The organism is Pseudomonas sp. 273 (genome assembly GCF_029201425.1).
In the GTDB taxonomy this organism is placed as follows: domain Bacteria; phylum Pseudomonadota; class Gammaproteobacteria; order Pseudomonadales; family Pseudomonadaceae; genus Pseudomonas; species Pseudomonas delhiensis.
The window spans coordinates 6,953,972-6,968,109 of the sequence record NZ_CP116775.1; the positions used below are offsets into that span (position 1 = coordinate 6,953,972).

A 14,138-nucleotide genomic window follows, 5' to 3' on the forward strand; every position below is an offset into this window, starting at 1 on the left:
ATGAATGACGAACTGCAGGTACGGCCGAGCCAGGAAGCACGGCAGTGGGCGATGTTCTGCCACTTCTCCGCCTTCCTCGGCCTGGTCTTCCCCTTCGGCAACCTGCTGGGCCCGCTGATCGTCTGGCAGATCAAGCGCGAGTCCGATCCCTTCGTCGACAGCCAGGGCAAGGAAGCGCTGAACTTCCAGATCACCGTCAGCCTGGCGATGCTGGTGAGCTTCTTCCTCTGCCTGCTGGTGATCGGCTTCCTGCTGCTGGCACTGGTCTGCGCCGTCGCCCTGGTGCTGACGGTGATAGCGGGGGTCAAGGCCAACGAGGGCCGCGACTACCGCTATCCGTTCACCTGGAGGCCGATCAAATAGGCGGCAGGCTACAGGCGGCAGGCCACAGGCGAAAAGCGGTGGCCGGCGCGGGCTGGGCTCTTCGCTCCTGCCTGCAGCCTGCCGCCTGAAGCCTGCAGCTCGTCTTAAATGCTCAACGTCCAGTCATAGTCGATGATCAGCGGCGCATGGCGCGAGAAACGCGGCTGCCGTGGCAGCTTGGCGCTGCGCACGAAGCGGCGCAGACCCGGGGTGAGGATCTGGTAGTCGAAGCGCCAGCCCAGGTTCAGCATCTCGGCCTGCTCGCTGTCCGGCCACCAGCTGTACTGGTCGCCTTCGCGGTTCACTTCGCGCAGGGCGTCGACGTAGCCCATGTTGCCGAACACCTCGTCCATCCAGCCGCGCTCGGGCGCGAGGAAGCCGGGCATCTGCTGGCACTCGCGCCAGTTCTTCACGTCCAGCTTGTTGTGGGCCAGGTACAGCGACCCACAATAGATGTACTCGCGGCGCTTGCGGCGCTGCTTGTTCAGGTAGGCGGCGAAGTCTTCCATGAACTTGAACTTCTGGTTCAGGTTCTCGTCACCCTCCTGCCCGCTCGGCAGCAGGATGCTGGCAATACTCACCTTATCGAAATCGGCTTGCAGGTAGCGCCCGTAACGATCGGCCATCTCGAAACCCAGCCCGCTTATGACGGCCTTGGGTTGCAGACGACTATAGATTGCGACGCCACCCTGGCTGGGCACTTCTGCATCGCAGGCGTACAGGAAGTAGCCATCCAGCTGGTAGGACGGGTCATCCAGATCGAAAGCGGAGGCGCGGGTATCCTGCAAGCAGATCACGTCGGCATTCTGGGCTTGCAACCAGCTGAGCAATCCCCGCTCGGCTGCAGCCTGAATACCATTCACGTTCACACTGATGATCCGCATAAATGGCCCCCAAAATCACGTGTGTGTATGATACCCGAGCTCAAACGGTTTAGCTAAATTCATACCGGCCGGTTCTCTCCCATGCAGGCATATCAACGCGATTTCATTCGTTTCGCCATCGAGCGCGGTGTACTGCGCTTCGGTGAATTCACCCTCAAGTCCGGGCGCACCAGCCCCTATTTCTTCAATGCCGGCCTGTTCAACAGTGGCCTGGCATTGGCCAGGCTGGGGCGCTTCTACGCCGCCGCGGTGGTCGACAGCGGCATCGATTTCGACGTCCTGTTCGGCCCGGCCTATAAAGGAATCCCGCTGGCTGCCGCTACAGCTGTGGCCCTGGCCGAGCAGCACGGCCGCGACCTGCCCTGGTGCTTCAACCGCAAGGAAGCCAAGGACCACGGCGAAGGCGGTACCCTGGTGGGCGCGCCGCTGGCCGGCCGGGTGCTGATCGTCGACGACGTGATCACCGCCGGCACCGCGATCCGCGAGGTCATGCAGATCATCGAGGCCCAGGGCGCCAGGGCGGCCGGCACGCTGATCGCGCTGAACCGCCAGGAGCGCGGCAAGGGCGAGCTGTCGGCGATCCAGGAAGTGGAGCGTGACTTCGGCATGCCGGTGGTCAGCATCGTGTCGCTGGAGCAGGTCCTCGAGTACCTGGCCGGCGACGCCGAGCTCAAGCGCCACCTGCCGGCGGTCGAGGCCTATCGCGCGCAGTACGGAATCTAACCAAACAGGGTGTCCGGCATGGCCAAGCAGGGTGCTTTTCGCCGTGGTGCATTGATCGGGTTGCTGGCCGTCGGGCTGGCTGGGCCGGTGCTGGCGGCGAATTCCGCCGGCAATCCCGCGTCCGGCGGCGCCGTCGAGATGTACCGCTACGTCAACGACAAGGGCGTGACCGTCATCGACCGCCTGGGCGTGCCGTCGCAGTACATCGGCAAGGGTTACGAGGTGCTCAACGAGCAGGGCCGGGTGGTCCGCGTGGTGCCGCCGGCGCCGACCGCGGAGGAAATCCAGCAGCGCAAGGCCGCTGCCGCCCAGGCCAGTTCGGATGCGCAGCTGCTGCGCCTGTACACCAGCGTCGAGGACGTCGACCGCGCCCGCGAGCGCAAGCTGGCCGAGCTGGATGGCCTGAGCAGCGTGGCCCGGGGCAACCTGCAGTCGGTGAAGACGCAGCAGGGCAACCTGCAGGCCCAGGCCGCCGACGCCGAGCGCGCCGGACGCCAGGTGCCGCAGCAACTGGTCGAGCAGCTGGGCAACCTGAAGGACGAGGAGCAGCGCTTGCTGCGCGACATCGCCCACTACCAGCAGCTGCGCGCCCAGGCCAAGGCCACCTTCGACGCCGACCGCGCGCGCCTGGCGCAATTGCTCGGCGCCTCCCGCTAGCCCGTCAGCTGGCGGGCAATCGCTCGAAAGCCGCGATGCGCTCGCGCAGCCAGTCCGGCAGGGGCTGGCTCTGCCGCTGGTCGTTGGCGTAGGCGTAGATCAGCTCGCCGAGGGTCAGCGGCTGTTCCTCGCACCAGATCGCCACCTGGAAGGTCAGGCTGCTGCGCCCCAGGCGCGCGACGCGCACGCCCATGTCCAGCCAGTCGTCGTAGCGCGCCGGGGCGAAGTACTCCAGGCTGCTCTTCACCGCGAACAGGTCGCCGCCGCCACGCAGCAGGTCGGCCGGGTAGCGGATCTCCAGGTTGCGGTAGTACTCGGTGGTCGCCACGTCGGCATAGGTCAGGTAGTTGCCGTTGAAGACGATGCCTTGTGGGTCGACCTCCGACCAGCGCACGCGCAGGCCGTGGAAGAAGCGGAATTCGTGGCGCTCGGGGAAAACTGAAGGCATTGCGGCCTCCGCGGGGAAGAGGGGAACCGCCACGGCGGGCGCCGTGGCGGGCAGTGCTCAGTGACGCGGCTTGCGGTTGCTGATCAGGGTACCGACGCCGCTGTCGGTGAAGATCTCCAGCAGCACGGCGTTGGGCACGCGGCCATCGATGATGTGCGCGCTGGTCACGCCGCCCTGCACCGCTTCCAGGGCGCAGCGGATCTTCGGCAGCATGCCGCCGTAGATGGTGCCGTCGGCGATCAGGCCGTCCACCTGCTCGGTGGTCAGGCCGGTGAGCACCTGGCCCTGCTTGTCCATCAGGCCGGCGATGTTGGTCAGCAGCATCAGCTTCTCGGCCTTCAGCGCCTCGGCCACCTTGCCGGCCACCAGGTCGGCGTTGATGTTGTACGACTCGCCGTTGGCGCCGACGCCGATGGGCGCGATCACCGGGATGAAGTCGCCCTTGACCAGCATGTTCAGCAGCTCGGTGTTGACCCCGGTGACTTCGCCGACGTGGCCGATGTCGATGATCTCCGGCTTGGTCATCTCCGGGGTCTGGCGGGTGACGGTGAGCTTCTTCGCGCGGATCAGCTCGGCGTCCTTGCCGGTCAGGCCGATGGCGCTGCCGCCGTGGCGGTTGATCAGGTTGACGATGTCCTTGTTCACCTGGCCGCCGAGGACCATCTCCACCACGTCCATGGTCTGCGCGTCGGTGACGCGCATGCCGTCGATGAAGTGGCTTTCGATCGACAGCCGGTTGAGCAGGTCGCCGATCTGCGGGCCGCCGCCGTGCACCACCACCGGGTTGATGCCGACCGCCTTCATCAGCACCACGTCGCGGGCGAAGCTGTTCTTCAGCTCGTCGGTCTCCATGGCGTTGCCGCCGTACTTGATGACCAGCGTCTTGCCGACGAAACGGCGGATGTAGGGAAGCGCTTCGGCAAGGACGCGGGCTACCTGGGCTGCGTCATCGCGGCTCTGGGACATGGTGCTGGGCTCCGGCATGGTCAGGTCAGAAGGGGATGGTCAGGGCGGGGTCGACCGCCTTGAGCTGGGTGCGGAACACGTCCTTGATGCGTTCCAGTTCGGCTTCGGAGTCCGCCTCGAAGCGCAGCACCAGCACCGGGGTGGTGTTGGAGGCGCGTACCAGGCCCCAGCCTTTGGGGTAATCCACACGCACGCCGTCGAGGGTGGTGAGGTTGGCATCGCCCCACTGGCCGCCGCGCTGCAGCGCGTCGATGAGGGCGAACTTGCTCTCGTCGGTGACGGTGATGTTGATCTCCGGGGTGGAGATGTCCAGCGGGAAGGCGGAGAACACGTGTTCGCTGTCGCGCTTGTCGAGGCTGATGATCTCCAGCAGGCGGGCGGCGCTGTAGATGCCGTCGTCGAAGCCGAACCAGCGCTCCTTGAAGAAGATATGGCCGCTCATCTCGCCGGCGAGCAGGGCGCCGGTTTCCTTCATCTTCTTCTTGATCAGCGAGTGGCCGGTCTTCCACATCACCGGGCGGCCGCCGTAGCCGCTGATCAGCGAGATCAGGCGGCGGGTGCACTTGACGTCGAAGATGATGTCGGCGCCGGGGTTGCGCGAGACCACGTCCTTGGCGAACAGCATCAGCAGACGGTCGGGGTAGATGATGGTGCCTTCGTTGGTCACCACGCCCACGCGGTCGCCGTCGCCGTCGAAGGCCAGGCCGAGGTCGGCGCCGGTTTCCCTGACCTTGGCGATCAGGTCTTCCAGGTTCTCCGGCTTGCCCGGGTCCGGGTGGTGGTTGGGGAAGGTGCCGTCGACGTCGCAGTACAGCGGGATGACGGTGCAGCCCAGGGCCTCGATCAGTTGCGGGGCGATCACGCCGGCCACGCCGTTGCCGCAGTCCACCACCACTTTCAGCGGCTTGGCCAGGGCGATGTCGTCGCGGATCTGCTGGAAGTAGCGCGGCAGGATGTCCAGCTGCTGAACGTTGCCCACGCCGGAGGCGAGGTCGTTGTTCTCGATGCGCTCGCGCAGGGCCTGGATCTGCTCGTTGGCCAGGGTCTCGCCGGCGACGACGATCTTGAAGCCGTTGTAGTTCGGCGGGTTGTGGCTGCCGGTGAGCATCACGCCCGACTTGCCTTCCAGGACGTTGGCCGCGTAGTACAGCACCGGGGTCGGTACCATGCCGATGTCGGTGACCTGGCAGCCGCAGTCGAGCAGGCCCTGGATCAGTTGCTGGACCAGCTCCGGGCCGGACAGGCGGCCATCGCGGCCGACGCTGACGCAGGGCTCGCCACGGGCCAGGCTCTCGGAACCGATGGCGCGGCCCACCCAGTAGGCGGTTTCGGCGGTCAGGGTGTCGCCGACCACGCCGCGGATGTCGTAGGCGCGGAAGATGCTGGCGGGCAGTTGCGGTGCTTTGGGCGTGCTCATGACGGGGGTTTGCTCCAATCCCAGGAGGTCCTGGTCTTCATCAAGAATGTCGATGTCCAGAATGTCGGTGTTCTGGAACAGTGGGTCGACCAGCTGCGTCTCGGCGCTGGCCGGCTTGTCGATCTTCGCCGCCACCGGGCGCGGCTCGGGCGCTGGTGCGGGGCTGGCGGGGGCCGGGGGCTCGACCTTGCGCCTGGGCTGCCGCGCCAGCGCCTGGGCCAGCGGTTGCAGTGCGGCCAGGCCGACTTCAGGTGCTTTGGCAGTGCGCGGGCCACCGAGTTCCTGCAAGTACTGACCGATGGCCTGGGCGTCCTGGCGCAGGCGCCGTTGCAGGGCGCTCTGGGCGAGGTACACGCCCAGCAGCGCGCCGGCCAGGGCCAGCAGCGCGGCGCAGCCCAGCAGCGCCGGGGAGTACAGGGTCGCGGTCAGGGCCGGGCCGGGGGTGAAGGTGAGTTTCCAGTTCGGGTTGCCGCTGGCCAGGTTCAGCGCTGAGGCGTTGCTGGCCTCGCCGCGTTGCAGCAGGACCTGCGCCGGCGAGCTGCCGAACTGCTGGGCCAGTTGCAGCTGGCCGGTGTCGGCGGGCAGGTCCGGCAGGGCCTTGAGCAGGCGCTGCAGGTCGAAGACCAGCATCAGGCTGCCCTGGATGGCGTTGTCCGGGCCGCGCAGCGCGGTGGCGCTGTACAGCAGCCAGCGCTGGCCGACGCGGTAGGCCTCGGGGGCGACGTTCTGCCCGCTCTCGGCGCGGCGCAGCATGTCCAGGGCGGCGTAGTTCAGCGGGCCGGGGCGCTGGTTGTCCTGGCTGGCCTGGCCGCTGGCGTTGAGGTGGGCGTCCACCAGGCCGTCCTGGTGCCAGTGGGCGAGGGTGGCCTCCAGGGCGCGGGTGCTGTTGGCATCGGCCAGCGCCGGCAGCAGCGCGGGGTTGGCCGCCGCGCTACGGGTATCGGCGGCGAGCTGGAGCAGGGCCTGGCGCAGGACGCCGGACTGGCTTTCGCCCCAGGCGCTGGCCAGCTGCTGGCGGTGCATCTGCTCGGCGCTGCCGAACAGGCTCAGCCACAGCAGGGCGCCGGCGGCGGCCACGCCGAGGGTCGCCACGCCGAAGGCCGGCAGCAGCGACTTCAGTTCCGGCCGGGACGTCGAGCCCGCCGAAACCTTCGGCGGCGGGGCGACTTCCGGCAGGTCGGCCGTTCCCTTGGCAGTGCGTTGGAAAAGTTTCATGCAACATCTCCTCGGCGAATCGTCCTGGAGGATTGTGTCAGTGGCTGCCGGAGTGCCCGAAACCACCGGCGCCACGCTGGCTCTCGTCGAAGCTGTCGACCAGCTCGAAATGCGCCTGCACCACCGGCACCAGCACCAGTTGGGCGATGCGCTCGCCAATGGCGATGGTGAAGGGGGTGTTGCCGCGGTTCCAGCAGGAGACCATCAGCTCGCCCTGGTAGTCCGAGTCGATCAGCCCGACCAGGTTGCCCAGCACCACGCCGTGCTTGTGGCCCAGGCCCGAGCGCGGCAGCACCAGCGCGGCCAGGCCGGGGTCGGCGATGTAGATGGACAGGCCGGTGGGGATCAGCAGCGTCTGGCCCGGTTCGAGGACGGTGTCCTCCTTGAGCATGGCGCGCAGGTCCAGGCCGGCGGAGCCGGGGGTGGCGTACTGCGGCAGGGGGAATTCGGCGCCCAGGCGCGGGTCGAGGATCTTGGCTTGCAGGGAATGCATCGGGTTCTCAGTGCTGGTTCAGGCGGTCGGCGATGAAGGCGATCAGCTGGCGGGCGATCTTGCCCTTGCTGGTCTGGGCGAAGGCAGTTTCGTGCAATTCGCGGTCGATCACGGTGATCGCGTTCTCTTCGCTGTTGAATCCGATCGAGGGATTGGCCACGTCGTTGGCCACGATCAGGTCGAGGTTCTTGTCCTTGAGCTTGCGCGAGGCGTACTCCAGCAGGTTCTCGGTCTCCGCGGCGAAGCCCACGCTGAACGGCCGGTCGGCGCGCTGGGCGAGGGTGGCGAGGATGTCCGGGTTGCGCACCAGCTGCAGCAGCAGGCCGTCGCCCTTGGTCGGGTCCTTCTTCAGTTTCTGCGCGGCCACCACCTCGGGGCGGTAGTCGGCCACCGCGGCGGCGGCGATCAGCAGGTCCGCCGGTATCGCGGCCTCGCAGGCGGCGAGCATGTCGCGGGCGCTGACCACATCGACGCGGCTCACCCGGTCGGGCGTGGGCAGGTGCACCGGGCCGGTCACCAGGGTCACCCGCGCGCCGGCTTCGGCGGCGGCCTCGGCGAGGGCGAAGCCCATCTTCCCGGAGCTGTGGTTGGTGATGTAGCGCACCGGGTCGATGTTTTCCTGGGTGGGGCCGGCGGTGATCAGCACGTGCCGGCCGGTCAGCGACAGGAACTGGAAGCAGTCGGCGGCGCGCTGGGCCAGCTCCTCGGCCTCGAGCATGCGCCCCGGGCCGACGTCGCCGCAGGCCTGGCTGCCGGCGGCCGGGCCGAAGAAGCGCAGGCCGCGGCCGCGCAGCAGCTCGGCGTTGGCCTGGGTGGCCGGGTCGCGCCACATGGCCTGGTTCATCGCCGGGGCCAGGGCGACCTGGGCGTCGGTGGCCAGCACCAGGGTGGTCAGCAGGTCGTTGGCCACGCCCTGGGCCAGGCGCGCCATGACGTCCGCGGTGGCCGGGGCGATCAGCACCAGGTCGGCCCAGCGGGCCAGCTCGATGTGGCCCATGGCCGCTTCGGCGGCGGGGTCGAGCAGGTCCAGGTGCACCGGGTGGCCGGACAGCGCCTGGAGCGTCAGCGGGGTGATGAACTCACGGCCGCCCTGGGTCATCACCACGCGGACTTCCGCGCCCTGGTCGCGCAGGCGGCGGACCAGTTCGGCACTCTTGTAGGCCGCAATACCGCCGCCCACGCCGAGAACGATGCGTTTTCGATAGAGCCGCTGCATAGGCCCGCCTTATCTTCGGAATTGGATGACGCGCGTCTGGGCCGGAGACGCCTCCCCAGGCCTCCGGTCGCGCGAAAGGGACGGGCTAAGATAGCACAGCGCCCGCCCCGGCACAGCGGGCGGCTCGACAGGGAGGCTGCATGAGCATTCGTCACTGGCCCGCCGCGGAACGCCCGCGGGAAAAACTCCTGGAACAGGGCGCCGGCAGCCTCAGCGATGCGGAGCTGCTGGCGATCTTCCTGCGCACGGGCGTGGCGGGCTGCAGCGCGGTGGACCTGGCCCGGCGCCTGCTGAAGGAGTTCGGCAGCCTGCGCGCGCTGCTGGAGGCCGACCAGGCCAGCTTCAGCAGCCACCTGGGCCTGGGCCGGGCGAAGTACGCGCAACTGCAGGCGGTGCTGGAAATGGCCCGCCGCCACCTGGCCGAGCAGCTGCGCCGCGATTCCGCCCTGGAGAGCCCGCAGGCGGTGCGCGACTTCCTCAAGGCGCGGTTGCGCCACGAGGCCCACGAGGTGTTCGCCTGCCTGTTCCTCGACGGCCGGCACCGCGCCCTGGCCTTCGAGGTGCTGTTCCACGGCTCCATCGACAGCGCCAGCGTGTACCCGCGCCAGGTGGTCAAGCGCGCCCTGGCGCACAACGCCGCGGCGCTCATCCTCACCCACAACCATCCGTCGGGCATCGCCGAGCCGAGCCAGGCCGACCGCGTGCTGACGCGGCGCCTGAAGGACGCCCTGGCGCTGGTGGACGTGCGCGTGCTCGACCACTTCATCGTCGGCGACGGCGAGCCGCTGTCGATGGCGGAGATGGGCTGGGTCTGACGCGCGCCGGGCGGCTGGCAGCGGCCACCCGCCCGGCGAGGGGCCTCAGAGGCTGACCTTGGAGAAATCCTGGCGGCCGAAGGGGTTCACGGCGTAGCCCTTGACCTCCTTGCGCAGCAGCACCGAGGCCGTGGGGTGCGCCAGCGGCAGCCACAGGGCCTGGTCGTGGATCAGCCGCTGGGCGTCGTGGTAGAGCGCGCTGCGCTTGTCCTGCTCGCTGAGCGCCTTGCCCTGGCTGATCAGGCTGTCCAGCTTCGGGTCGCAGAAGCGCGCGAAGTTCAGCCCGGACTTCACGCTGGCGCAGGAGAATTGCGGGGTGAGGAAGTTGTCCGGGTCGCCGTTGTCGCCGGCCCAGCCCATGAACAGCAGGTCGTGCTCGCCGGCCTTGGCGCGGCGGATCAGCTCGCCCCATTCGATCACCCGCACCTCGGCCTTGACGCCGATCTTCGCCAGGTCGGCCTGCAGCAGCTGCGCGCCCAGGCTCGGGTTGGGGTTGAGCAGGCTGCCGCTGGGGCGCGTCCAGATGGTGGTCCTGAAGCCGTCCTTGAGCCCGGCCTTTTCCAGCAGCGCCCGGGCCTGGGCCGGGTCGTAGGGGTAGCCGGGAATGTCCTTGGCGTAGCTCCAGGTGTTCGGCGGGTAGACGCCCTCGGCGGCGCTGGCGCTGCCCTCGAACACCGACTTCAGGTAGGTCTGGCGGTCGAAGGCGAGGTTGATCGCCTGGCGCACCTCGGGCTTGTCCAGCGGCGGGTGCTGGCTGTTCAGGGCGACGAAGGCGGTCATGAATGCCGGCGTCTGCTCGACGCGCAGGGCCGGGTCCTTGGCCGCGGCCTCGACGTCCAGCGGCTTGGGCGACAGGGCGATCTGGCATTCGCCGCGCTTCAGGCGCTGCAGGCGCACGTTGGCGTCGGGGGTGATGGCGAACAGCAGGTTGTCCACCGCCGGCTTGCCGGCGAAGTAGTCCGGGTTGGCTGTGTAGCGGATCTGCGCGTCCTTCTGGAAGCGCTTGAACACGAAGGGGCCGCTGCCGATGGGCTGGGCGTTGAGCTTCTCCGGGGTGCCGGCCTTCATCAGCTGGTCGGCGTACTCGGCGGAATAGATGGAGGCGAAGCCCATGCTGAGCATGGGCAGGAAGGTGGCGTCGGGGTGGCTGAGGGTGAAGCGCACCTGGTGTTCGTCGACCTTCTCCAGGCCTTTTATCAGGGCCGGCAGCTGTAGCGACTGGGCGTGGGGGAAGCCGCTCTGCGCCACCTTGTGCCAGGGGTTGGCGGGGTCGAGCATGCGCTGGAAGCTGAACAGCACGTCGTCGGCGCCCAGTTCGCGACCGGGGTTGAAGTAGTCGGTGTGGTGGAACTTCACCCCGGCGCGCAGCCTGAAGTCGTAGGTCAGGCCGTCGGCGGAGACCGTCCAGCTCTCGGCCAGGCTCGGCACCACCTTGCCCTGCGCCGCGTCGAACTCCACCAGGCGGTTCATCAGCACGTCGGCCGAAGCGTTGGTGGTGGTCAGGGCGTTGAACTGCACGACGTCGAAACCATCGGGGCTGGCCTCGGTGCAGACGCTGAGGGTGCTGGCGCCGGCCAGGGCGGGGGCGAGCAGCAGGGCGAGGGGAAACAGACGCATGACGGACTCCGGAAATGGTGGGAAAATGCCCGTCCCGTGGGCTGGGCGCAGTCATGCAAGGCCGTTGTCGGCCTTGAACCGGCTACCCTAGACCAAGCCGCGGCGGCCGACAACGGTGAAAGGCGACGAACGGCAACGGCGGCGGGCCGCGGCCGCGCGGCGCCGGCATGTGGATAAGCTGCCTGCGCCCTTGCGGCTCTAAGTGCCTTTCTGATATAAAGCTGCGCTCTTTTCTGGGGCCCTGCCCCGTCGACTCGGAATCGAGCGGCGGACGGGCAGGTAAGACCCGGGTGGAAAACCGAGTATCAACGAGTTCAAGCAGCCAACCCATGCCGGGTTTGGCATGTGGTTTACAGAGGGCTGAGCCATGTCGAGAGTTTGCCAAGTGACCGGTAAGGGTCCGGTTACCGGGAACAACATTTCCCACGCACACAACAAAACCCGCCGCCGTTTCCTGCCGAACCTGCAGCACCACCGTTTCTGGGTTGAGTCCGAGAAGCGCTTCGTACGCCTGCGCGTTTCCGCCAAGGGCATGCGTATCATCGACAAGCGTGGCATCGAGGCCGTCCTGAACGACCTGCGCGCCCGCGGCGAAAAATTCTAAGGAGCTGCAATCATGCGTGAACTGATCCGTCTGGTGTCCAGCGCCGGTACCGGCCACTTCTACACCACCGACAAGAACAAGCGCACCAAGCCTGAGAAGATCGAGATCAAGAAGTTCGATCCGGTCGTTCGCAAGCACGTGATCTACAAGGAAGCCAAGATCAAGTAATTGATCCGGCCCTTGCGAAGAAACCCGCCACCTGGCGGGTTTTTTCATGCCTGCGCGGTGGGGTCGTTCGTGCCACCGGGGCGTCCGGCGCGGCCGGTGAATCCCTACGATGAAATATCCGCGCGCACCGACAAACCACTCAGGACAGTCCCCTCTTCCTTCAGGTCGGGGCGCATAGCCGAGGGTTGGGGAGAGGGTGCTCTTCCCCCAATACATACGCCCCCGGCAAAAACAAAAACGCCGCTTTAGAGAAAGCGGCGTTTTTCGTCGAACGGCTATCAAGCCTTCTGTTCGAAGATCACATAGACCTTGCGGCAGGGCTCCAGCACCTCCCAGGTGCCCTTGAAGCCGGCCGGGATGACGAAGCGGTCGCCGGTGCGCACGGTCTTGGCGCCGCCGTCGGCGTCGTGGATCACCGACACGCCCTGGAGGATCTCGCAGTACTCGTGCTCGGTGTAGCTGACGGTCCAGTGGCCGACTGCGCCTTCCCAGATGCCGACGTTGAACTGGCCGCAGGGGCTGGCGTAGTGGTTGCGCACGCTTTGCTCGGGATCGCCCTTGAGGACCTTCTCCGGCGCCGGGCGGTAGTGCTCGGCGGCGGTGCCGGCCTGGGCGAAGTCGACGATCTGCTCGATGTTCATGCTGACTCTCGTTTTATTGTGGGTTATGCGAGTGCCGCGCCCCTGCGGGCGGGCCCGGACGGAGGCGGAATCGACCGAGTCTATGTTTAATAAAACGAACGTGACAAGGCGTTTTTGCCCTAAAGTGTCAAAAATATTGAAAATTCGCCCATCCCGGTTTAGGGTGGCGGACAGCGTGGCCCTCGCGCCGCCTTGCAGAATTTCTGACAGCGCGCCCTTCCCCCGGGCGCCGGGACTTCATAAGTAATTCAATAAGAGGACAAGTTGTCATGAGTACCCTCACTCGCGCCGACTGGGAAGCTCGCGCCCAGAACCTGAAGATCGAAGGCCGCGCCTTCGTCGATGGCCAGTACGTCGACGCCGTCGATGGCGCCACCTTCGATTGCATCAGCCCGGTGGATGGCCGCTTCCTGGCCAAGGTCGCCAGCTGCGACGCCGCCGACGCCGAGCGCGCCGTGCAGGTTGCCCGCGCCGCCTTCGAGGCCGGCGTGTGGTCGCGCCAGGCCCCGGCCAAGCGCAAGAAGATCATGATCCGCTTCGCCGAACTGATGATGCAGCACGCCGAGGAGCTGGCCCTGCTGGAAACCCTGGACATGGGCAAGCCGATCAGCGACGCGCTGAACATCGATGTCGCCAGCGCCGCCAACAGCATCCGCTGGAACGCCGAAGCCATCGACAAGGTCTACGACGAAGTCGCCGCCACCCCGCACGACCAACTGGGCCTGGTCACCCGCGAAGCCGTGGGTGTGGTCGCCGCCATCGTGCCGTGGAACTTCCCCCTGCTGATGTCCTGCTGGAAGCTCGGCCCGGCCCTGGCCACCGGCAACTCGGTGATCCTCAAGCCGTCCGAGAAGTCGCCGCTGACCGCCATCCGCGTCGCCCAGTTGGCCATCGAGGCCGGCATCCCGAAAGGCGTGCTGAACATCCTGCCGGGCTTCGGCCACACCGTGGGCAAGGCCCTGGCCCTGCACATGGACGTCGACACCCTGGTGTTCACCGGTTCGACCAAGATCGCCAAGCAACTGATGGTCTATGCCGGCGAGTCCAACATGAAGCGCGTCTGGCTGGAAGCCGGCGGCAAGAGCCCGAACATCGTCTTCGCCGACGCGCCTGACCTGAAGGCCGCCGCCGAATCCGCCGCCAGCGCCATCGCCTTCAACCAGGGCGAAGTCTGCACCGCCGGTTCCCGCCTGCTGGTGGAGAAGTCCATCAAGGCCGAGTTCCTGCCGCTGGTGGTCGAGGCGCTGCAGGCCTGGAAACCGGGCAACCCGCTGGACCCGGAAACCAACGTCGGCGCGCTGGTCGACACCACCCAGATGAACAACGTGCTGGGCTACATCCAGGCCGGCCACGACGACGGCGCCAAGCTGGTGGCCGGCGGCAAGCGCACCCTGGAAGAGACCGGCGGCACCTATGTCGAGCCGACCATCTTCGACGGCGTGACCAACGCCATGCGCATCGCCCGCGAGGAAATCTTCGGTCCGGTGCTGTCGGTGATCGAGTTCGAGGATGCCGAGGAAGCCGTGCGCATCGCCAACGACACCCCGTACGGCCTGGCCGCCGCGGTGTGGACCGGCAACCTGTCCAAGGCCCACCTGATCGGCAAGGCCCTGCGCGCCGGCAGCGTGTGGATCAACCAGTACGATGGCGGCGACATGACCGCGCCCTTCGGCGGCTTCAAGCAGTCGGGCAACGGTCGCGACAAGTCGCTGCACGCCTTCGACAAGTACACCGAGCTGAAGGCCACCTGGATCAAACTGTAAGACGATCCTGGCCTGAAAGCAGGTCGGCCCCGCGCGTTCGCTGGGGCCGGCTCTGACAAAGAGCCATACCCGCGGCCGGGTTTCCCCATGGGGAGCCCGGCCGCTTTGCATTGCGCACCGGGCTCGGCATCTGGCCCGGAGTGCGCTC

At 67.3% G+C, this 14,138-nt stretch carries 15 protein-coding genes; 7 read left to right on the plus strand and 8 right to left on the minus strand.

Annotated features, from left to right (window positions below):
* Entirely contained in the window at positions 1-363 is a 363-nt protein-coding gene (locus PKO50_RS31810; protein ID WP_275628235.1) for a DUF4870 domain-containing protein, read from the plus strand.
* A 104-nt stretch (positions 364-467) separates the two neighbouring features.
* On the opposite strand, the gene PKO50_RS31815 is transcribed toward PKO50_RS31810, so the two are convergent.
* Positions 468-1,247 carry an exodeoxyribonuclease III gene (locus PKO50_RS31815; RefSeq protein ID WP_009614136.1) on the minus strand — a complete coding sequence of 260 codons (780 nt, stop codon included), beginning with the start codon at positions 1,245-1,247 and terminating at the stop codon, positions 468-470.
* 81 nt (positions 1,248-1,328) lie between these two features.
* On the opposite strand from PKO50_RS31815, the gene pyrE reads away from it, so the two are divergent.
* The gene (pyrE, locus tag PKO50_RS31820) at positions 1,329-1,970 is read left to right on the plus strand and encodes an orotate phosphoribosyltransferase (RefSeq protein WP_109937162.1); all 642 of its coding nucleotides are present in this window, start codon (positions 1,329-1,331) and stop codon (positions 1,968-1,970) included.
* Between the two features lie 18 nt (positions 1,971-1,988).
* Positions 1,989-2,627 (plus strand): DUF4124 domain-containing protein, encoded by a 639-nt coding sequence (locus tag PKO50_RS31825; protein WP_109937161.1) that lies wholly within the window; start codon positions 1,989-1,991, stop codon positions 2,625-2,627.
* Positions 2,628-2,631: 4 nt separating this feature from the next.
* On the opposite strand, the gene PKO50_RS31830 is transcribed toward PKO50_RS31825, so the two are convergent.
* The 5 genes from PKO50_RS31830 to coaBC are packed head-to-tail and all read right to left on the minus strand — an operon-like array spanning position 2,632 to position 8,382.
* Positions 2,632-3,075, minus strand: a complete 444-nt coding sequence (locus PKO50_RS31830) for a thioesterase family protein (RefSeq protein ID WP_089390747.1) — start codon at positions 3,073-3,075, stop codon at positions 2,632-2,634.
* 57 nt (positions 3,076-3,132) lie between these two features.
* On the minus strand, positions 3,133-4,041 hold the full coding sequence (gene argB, locus PKO50_RS31835) for an acetylglutamate kinase (RefSeq protein WP_275628236.1): 909 nt from the start codon (positions 4,039-4,041) through the stop codon (positions 3,133-3,135).
* Between the two features lie 25 nt (positions 4,042-4,066).
* The gene (locus PKO50_RS31840) at positions 4,067-6,673 is read right to left on the minus strand and encodes a phosphomannomutase/phosphoglucomutase (protein WP_275628237.1); all 2,607 of its coding nucleotides are present in this window, start codon (positions 6,671-6,673) and stop codon (positions 4,067-4,069) included.
* 37 nt (positions 6,674-6,710) lie between these two features.
* Positions 6,711-7,166: a dUTP diphosphatase gene (dut, locus tag PKO50_RS31845; RefSeq protein WP_089390750.1), complete on the minus strand. Its 456-nt coding sequence runs from the start codon at positions 7,164-7,166 to the stop codon at positions 6,711-6,713.
* A 7-nt stretch (positions 7,167-7,173) separates the two neighbouring features.
* A complete protein-coding gene (gene coaBC / locus PKO50_RS31850; protein WP_275628238.1) occupies positions 7,174-8,382 on the minus strand; it encodes a bifunctional phosphopantothenoylcysteine decarboxylase/phosphopantothenate--cysteine ligase CoaBC in 1,209 nt (402 codons plus the stop codon).
* Between the two features lie 140 nt (positions 8,383-8,522).
* On the opposite strand from coaBC, the gene radC reads away from it, so the two are divergent.
* Complete coding sequence (radC, locus tag PKO50_RS31855) at positions 8,523-9,197, plus strand: DNA repair protein RadC (RefSeq protein ID WP_089390752.1); 675 nt, start codon at positions 8,523-8,525, stop codon at positions 9,195-9,197.
* Between the two features lie 45 nt (positions 9,198-9,242).
* On the opposite strand, the gene PKO50_RS31860 is transcribed toward radC, so the two are convergent.
* Positions 9,243-10,814, minus strand: coding sequence for an ABC transporter substrate-binding protein (locus PKO50_RS31860; protein WP_109937158.1), 1,572 nt, complete (start codon positions 10,812-10,814; stop codon positions 9,243-9,245).
* A gap of 367 nt (positions 10,815-11,181) precedes the next feature.
* Here PKO50_RS31860 and rpmB point away from each other — a divergent pair, with 367 nt between their 5' ends.
* Together rpmB and rpmG are read left to right on the plus strand one after the other, a co-directional pair.
* Positions 11,182-11,418 carry a 50S ribosomal protein L28 gene (gene rpmB / locus PKO50_RS31865; protein ID WP_009614118.1) on the plus strand — a complete coding sequence of 79 codons (237 nt, stop codon included), beginning with the start codon at positions 11,182-11,184 and terminating at the stop codon, positions 11,416-11,418.
* A 12-nt stretch (positions 11,419-11,430) separates the two neighbouring features.
* Positions 11,431-11,586, plus strand: coding sequence for a 50S ribosomal protein L33 (gene rpmG / locus PKO50_RS31870; protein WP_009614117.1), 156 nt, complete (start codon positions 11,431-11,433; stop codon positions 11,584-11,586).
* Between the two features lie 278 nt (positions 11,587-11,864).
* Here the strand turns inward: rpmG and PKO50_RS31875 are convergent, their stop codons facing one another.
* Positions 11,865-12,227, minus strand: a complete 363-nt coding sequence (locus PKO50_RS31875; RefSeq protein ID WP_275628239.1) for a cupin domain-containing protein — start codon at positions 12,225-12,227, stop codon at positions 11,865-11,867.
* Positions 12,228-12,496: 269 nt separating this feature from the next.
* Here PKO50_RS31875 and PKO50_RS31880 point away from each other — a divergent pair, with 269 nt between their 5' ends.
* The gene (locus tag PKO50_RS31880) at positions 12,497-13,990 is read left to right on the plus strand and encodes an aldehyde dehydrogenase (RefSeq protein WP_275628240.1); all 1,494 of its coding nucleotides are present in this window, start codon (positions 12,497-12,499) and stop codon (positions 13,988-13,990) included.
* Positions 13,991-14,138: the final 148 nt, after the last annotated feature.

Bases quoted from the DNA above. Each gene is read 5' to 3' on its own strand.
- PKO50_RS31860 (WP_109937158.1), bottom strand. From the start codon at position 10,814: ATGCGTCTGTTTCCCCTCGCCCTGCTGCTCGCCCCCGCCCTGGCCGGC.
- PKO50_RS31840 (WP_275628237.1), bottom strand. From the start codon at position 6,673: ATGAAACTTTTCCAACGCACTGCCAAGGGAACGGCCGACCTGCCGGAA.
- PKO50_RS31825 (WP_109937161.1), top strand. From the start codon at position 1,989: ATGGCCAAGCAGGGTGCTTTTCGCCGTGGTGCATTGATCGGGTTGCTG.
- coaBC (WP_275628238.1), bottom strand. From the start codon at position 8,382: ATGCAGCGGCTCTATCGAAAACGCATCGTTCTCGGCGTGGGCGGCGGT.
- PKO50_RS31880 (WP_275628240.1), top strand. From the start codon at position 12,497: ATGAGTACCCTCACTCGCGCCGACTGGGAAGCTCGCGCCCAGAACCTG.
- pyrE (WP_109937162.1), top strand. From the start codon at position 1,329: ATGCAGGCATATCAACGCGATTTCATTCGTTTCGCCATCGAGCGCGGT.
- PKO50_RS31815 (WP_009614136.1), bottom strand. From the start codon at position 1,247: ATGCGGATCATCAGTGTGAACGTGAATGGTATTCAGGCTGCAGCCGAG.
- radC (WP_089390752.1), top strand. From the start codon at position 8,523: ATGAGCATTCGTCACTGGCCCGCCGCGGAACGCCCGCGGGAAAAACTC.
- rpmB (WP_009614118.1), top strand. From the start codon at position 11,182: ATGTCGAGAGTTTGCCAAGTGACCGGTAAGGGTCCGGTTACCGGGAAC.
- rpmG (WP_009614117.1), top strand. From the start codon at position 11,431: ATGCGTGAACTGATCCGTCTGGTGTCCAGCGCCGGTACCGGCCACTTC.
- PKO50_RS31830 (WP_089390747.1), bottom strand. From the start codon at position 3,075: ATGCCTTCAGTTTTCCCCGAGCGCCACGAATTCCGCTTCTTCCACGGC.
- argB (WP_275628236.1), bottom strand. From the start codon at position 4,041: ATGTCCCAGAGCCGCGATGACGCAGCCCAGGTAGCCCGCGTCCTTGCC.
- PKO50_RS31810 (WP_275628235.1), top strand. From the start codon at position 1: ATGAATGACGAACTGCAGGTACGGCCGAGCCAGGAAGCACGGCAGTGG.
- dut (WP_089390750.1), bottom strand. From the start codon at position 7,166: ATGCATTCCCTGCAAGCCAAGATCCTCGACCCGCGCCTGGGCGCCGAA.
- PKO50_RS31875 (WP_275628239.1), bottom strand. From the start codon at position 12,227: ATGAACATCGAGCAGATCGTCGACTTCGCCCAGGCCGGCACCGCCGCC.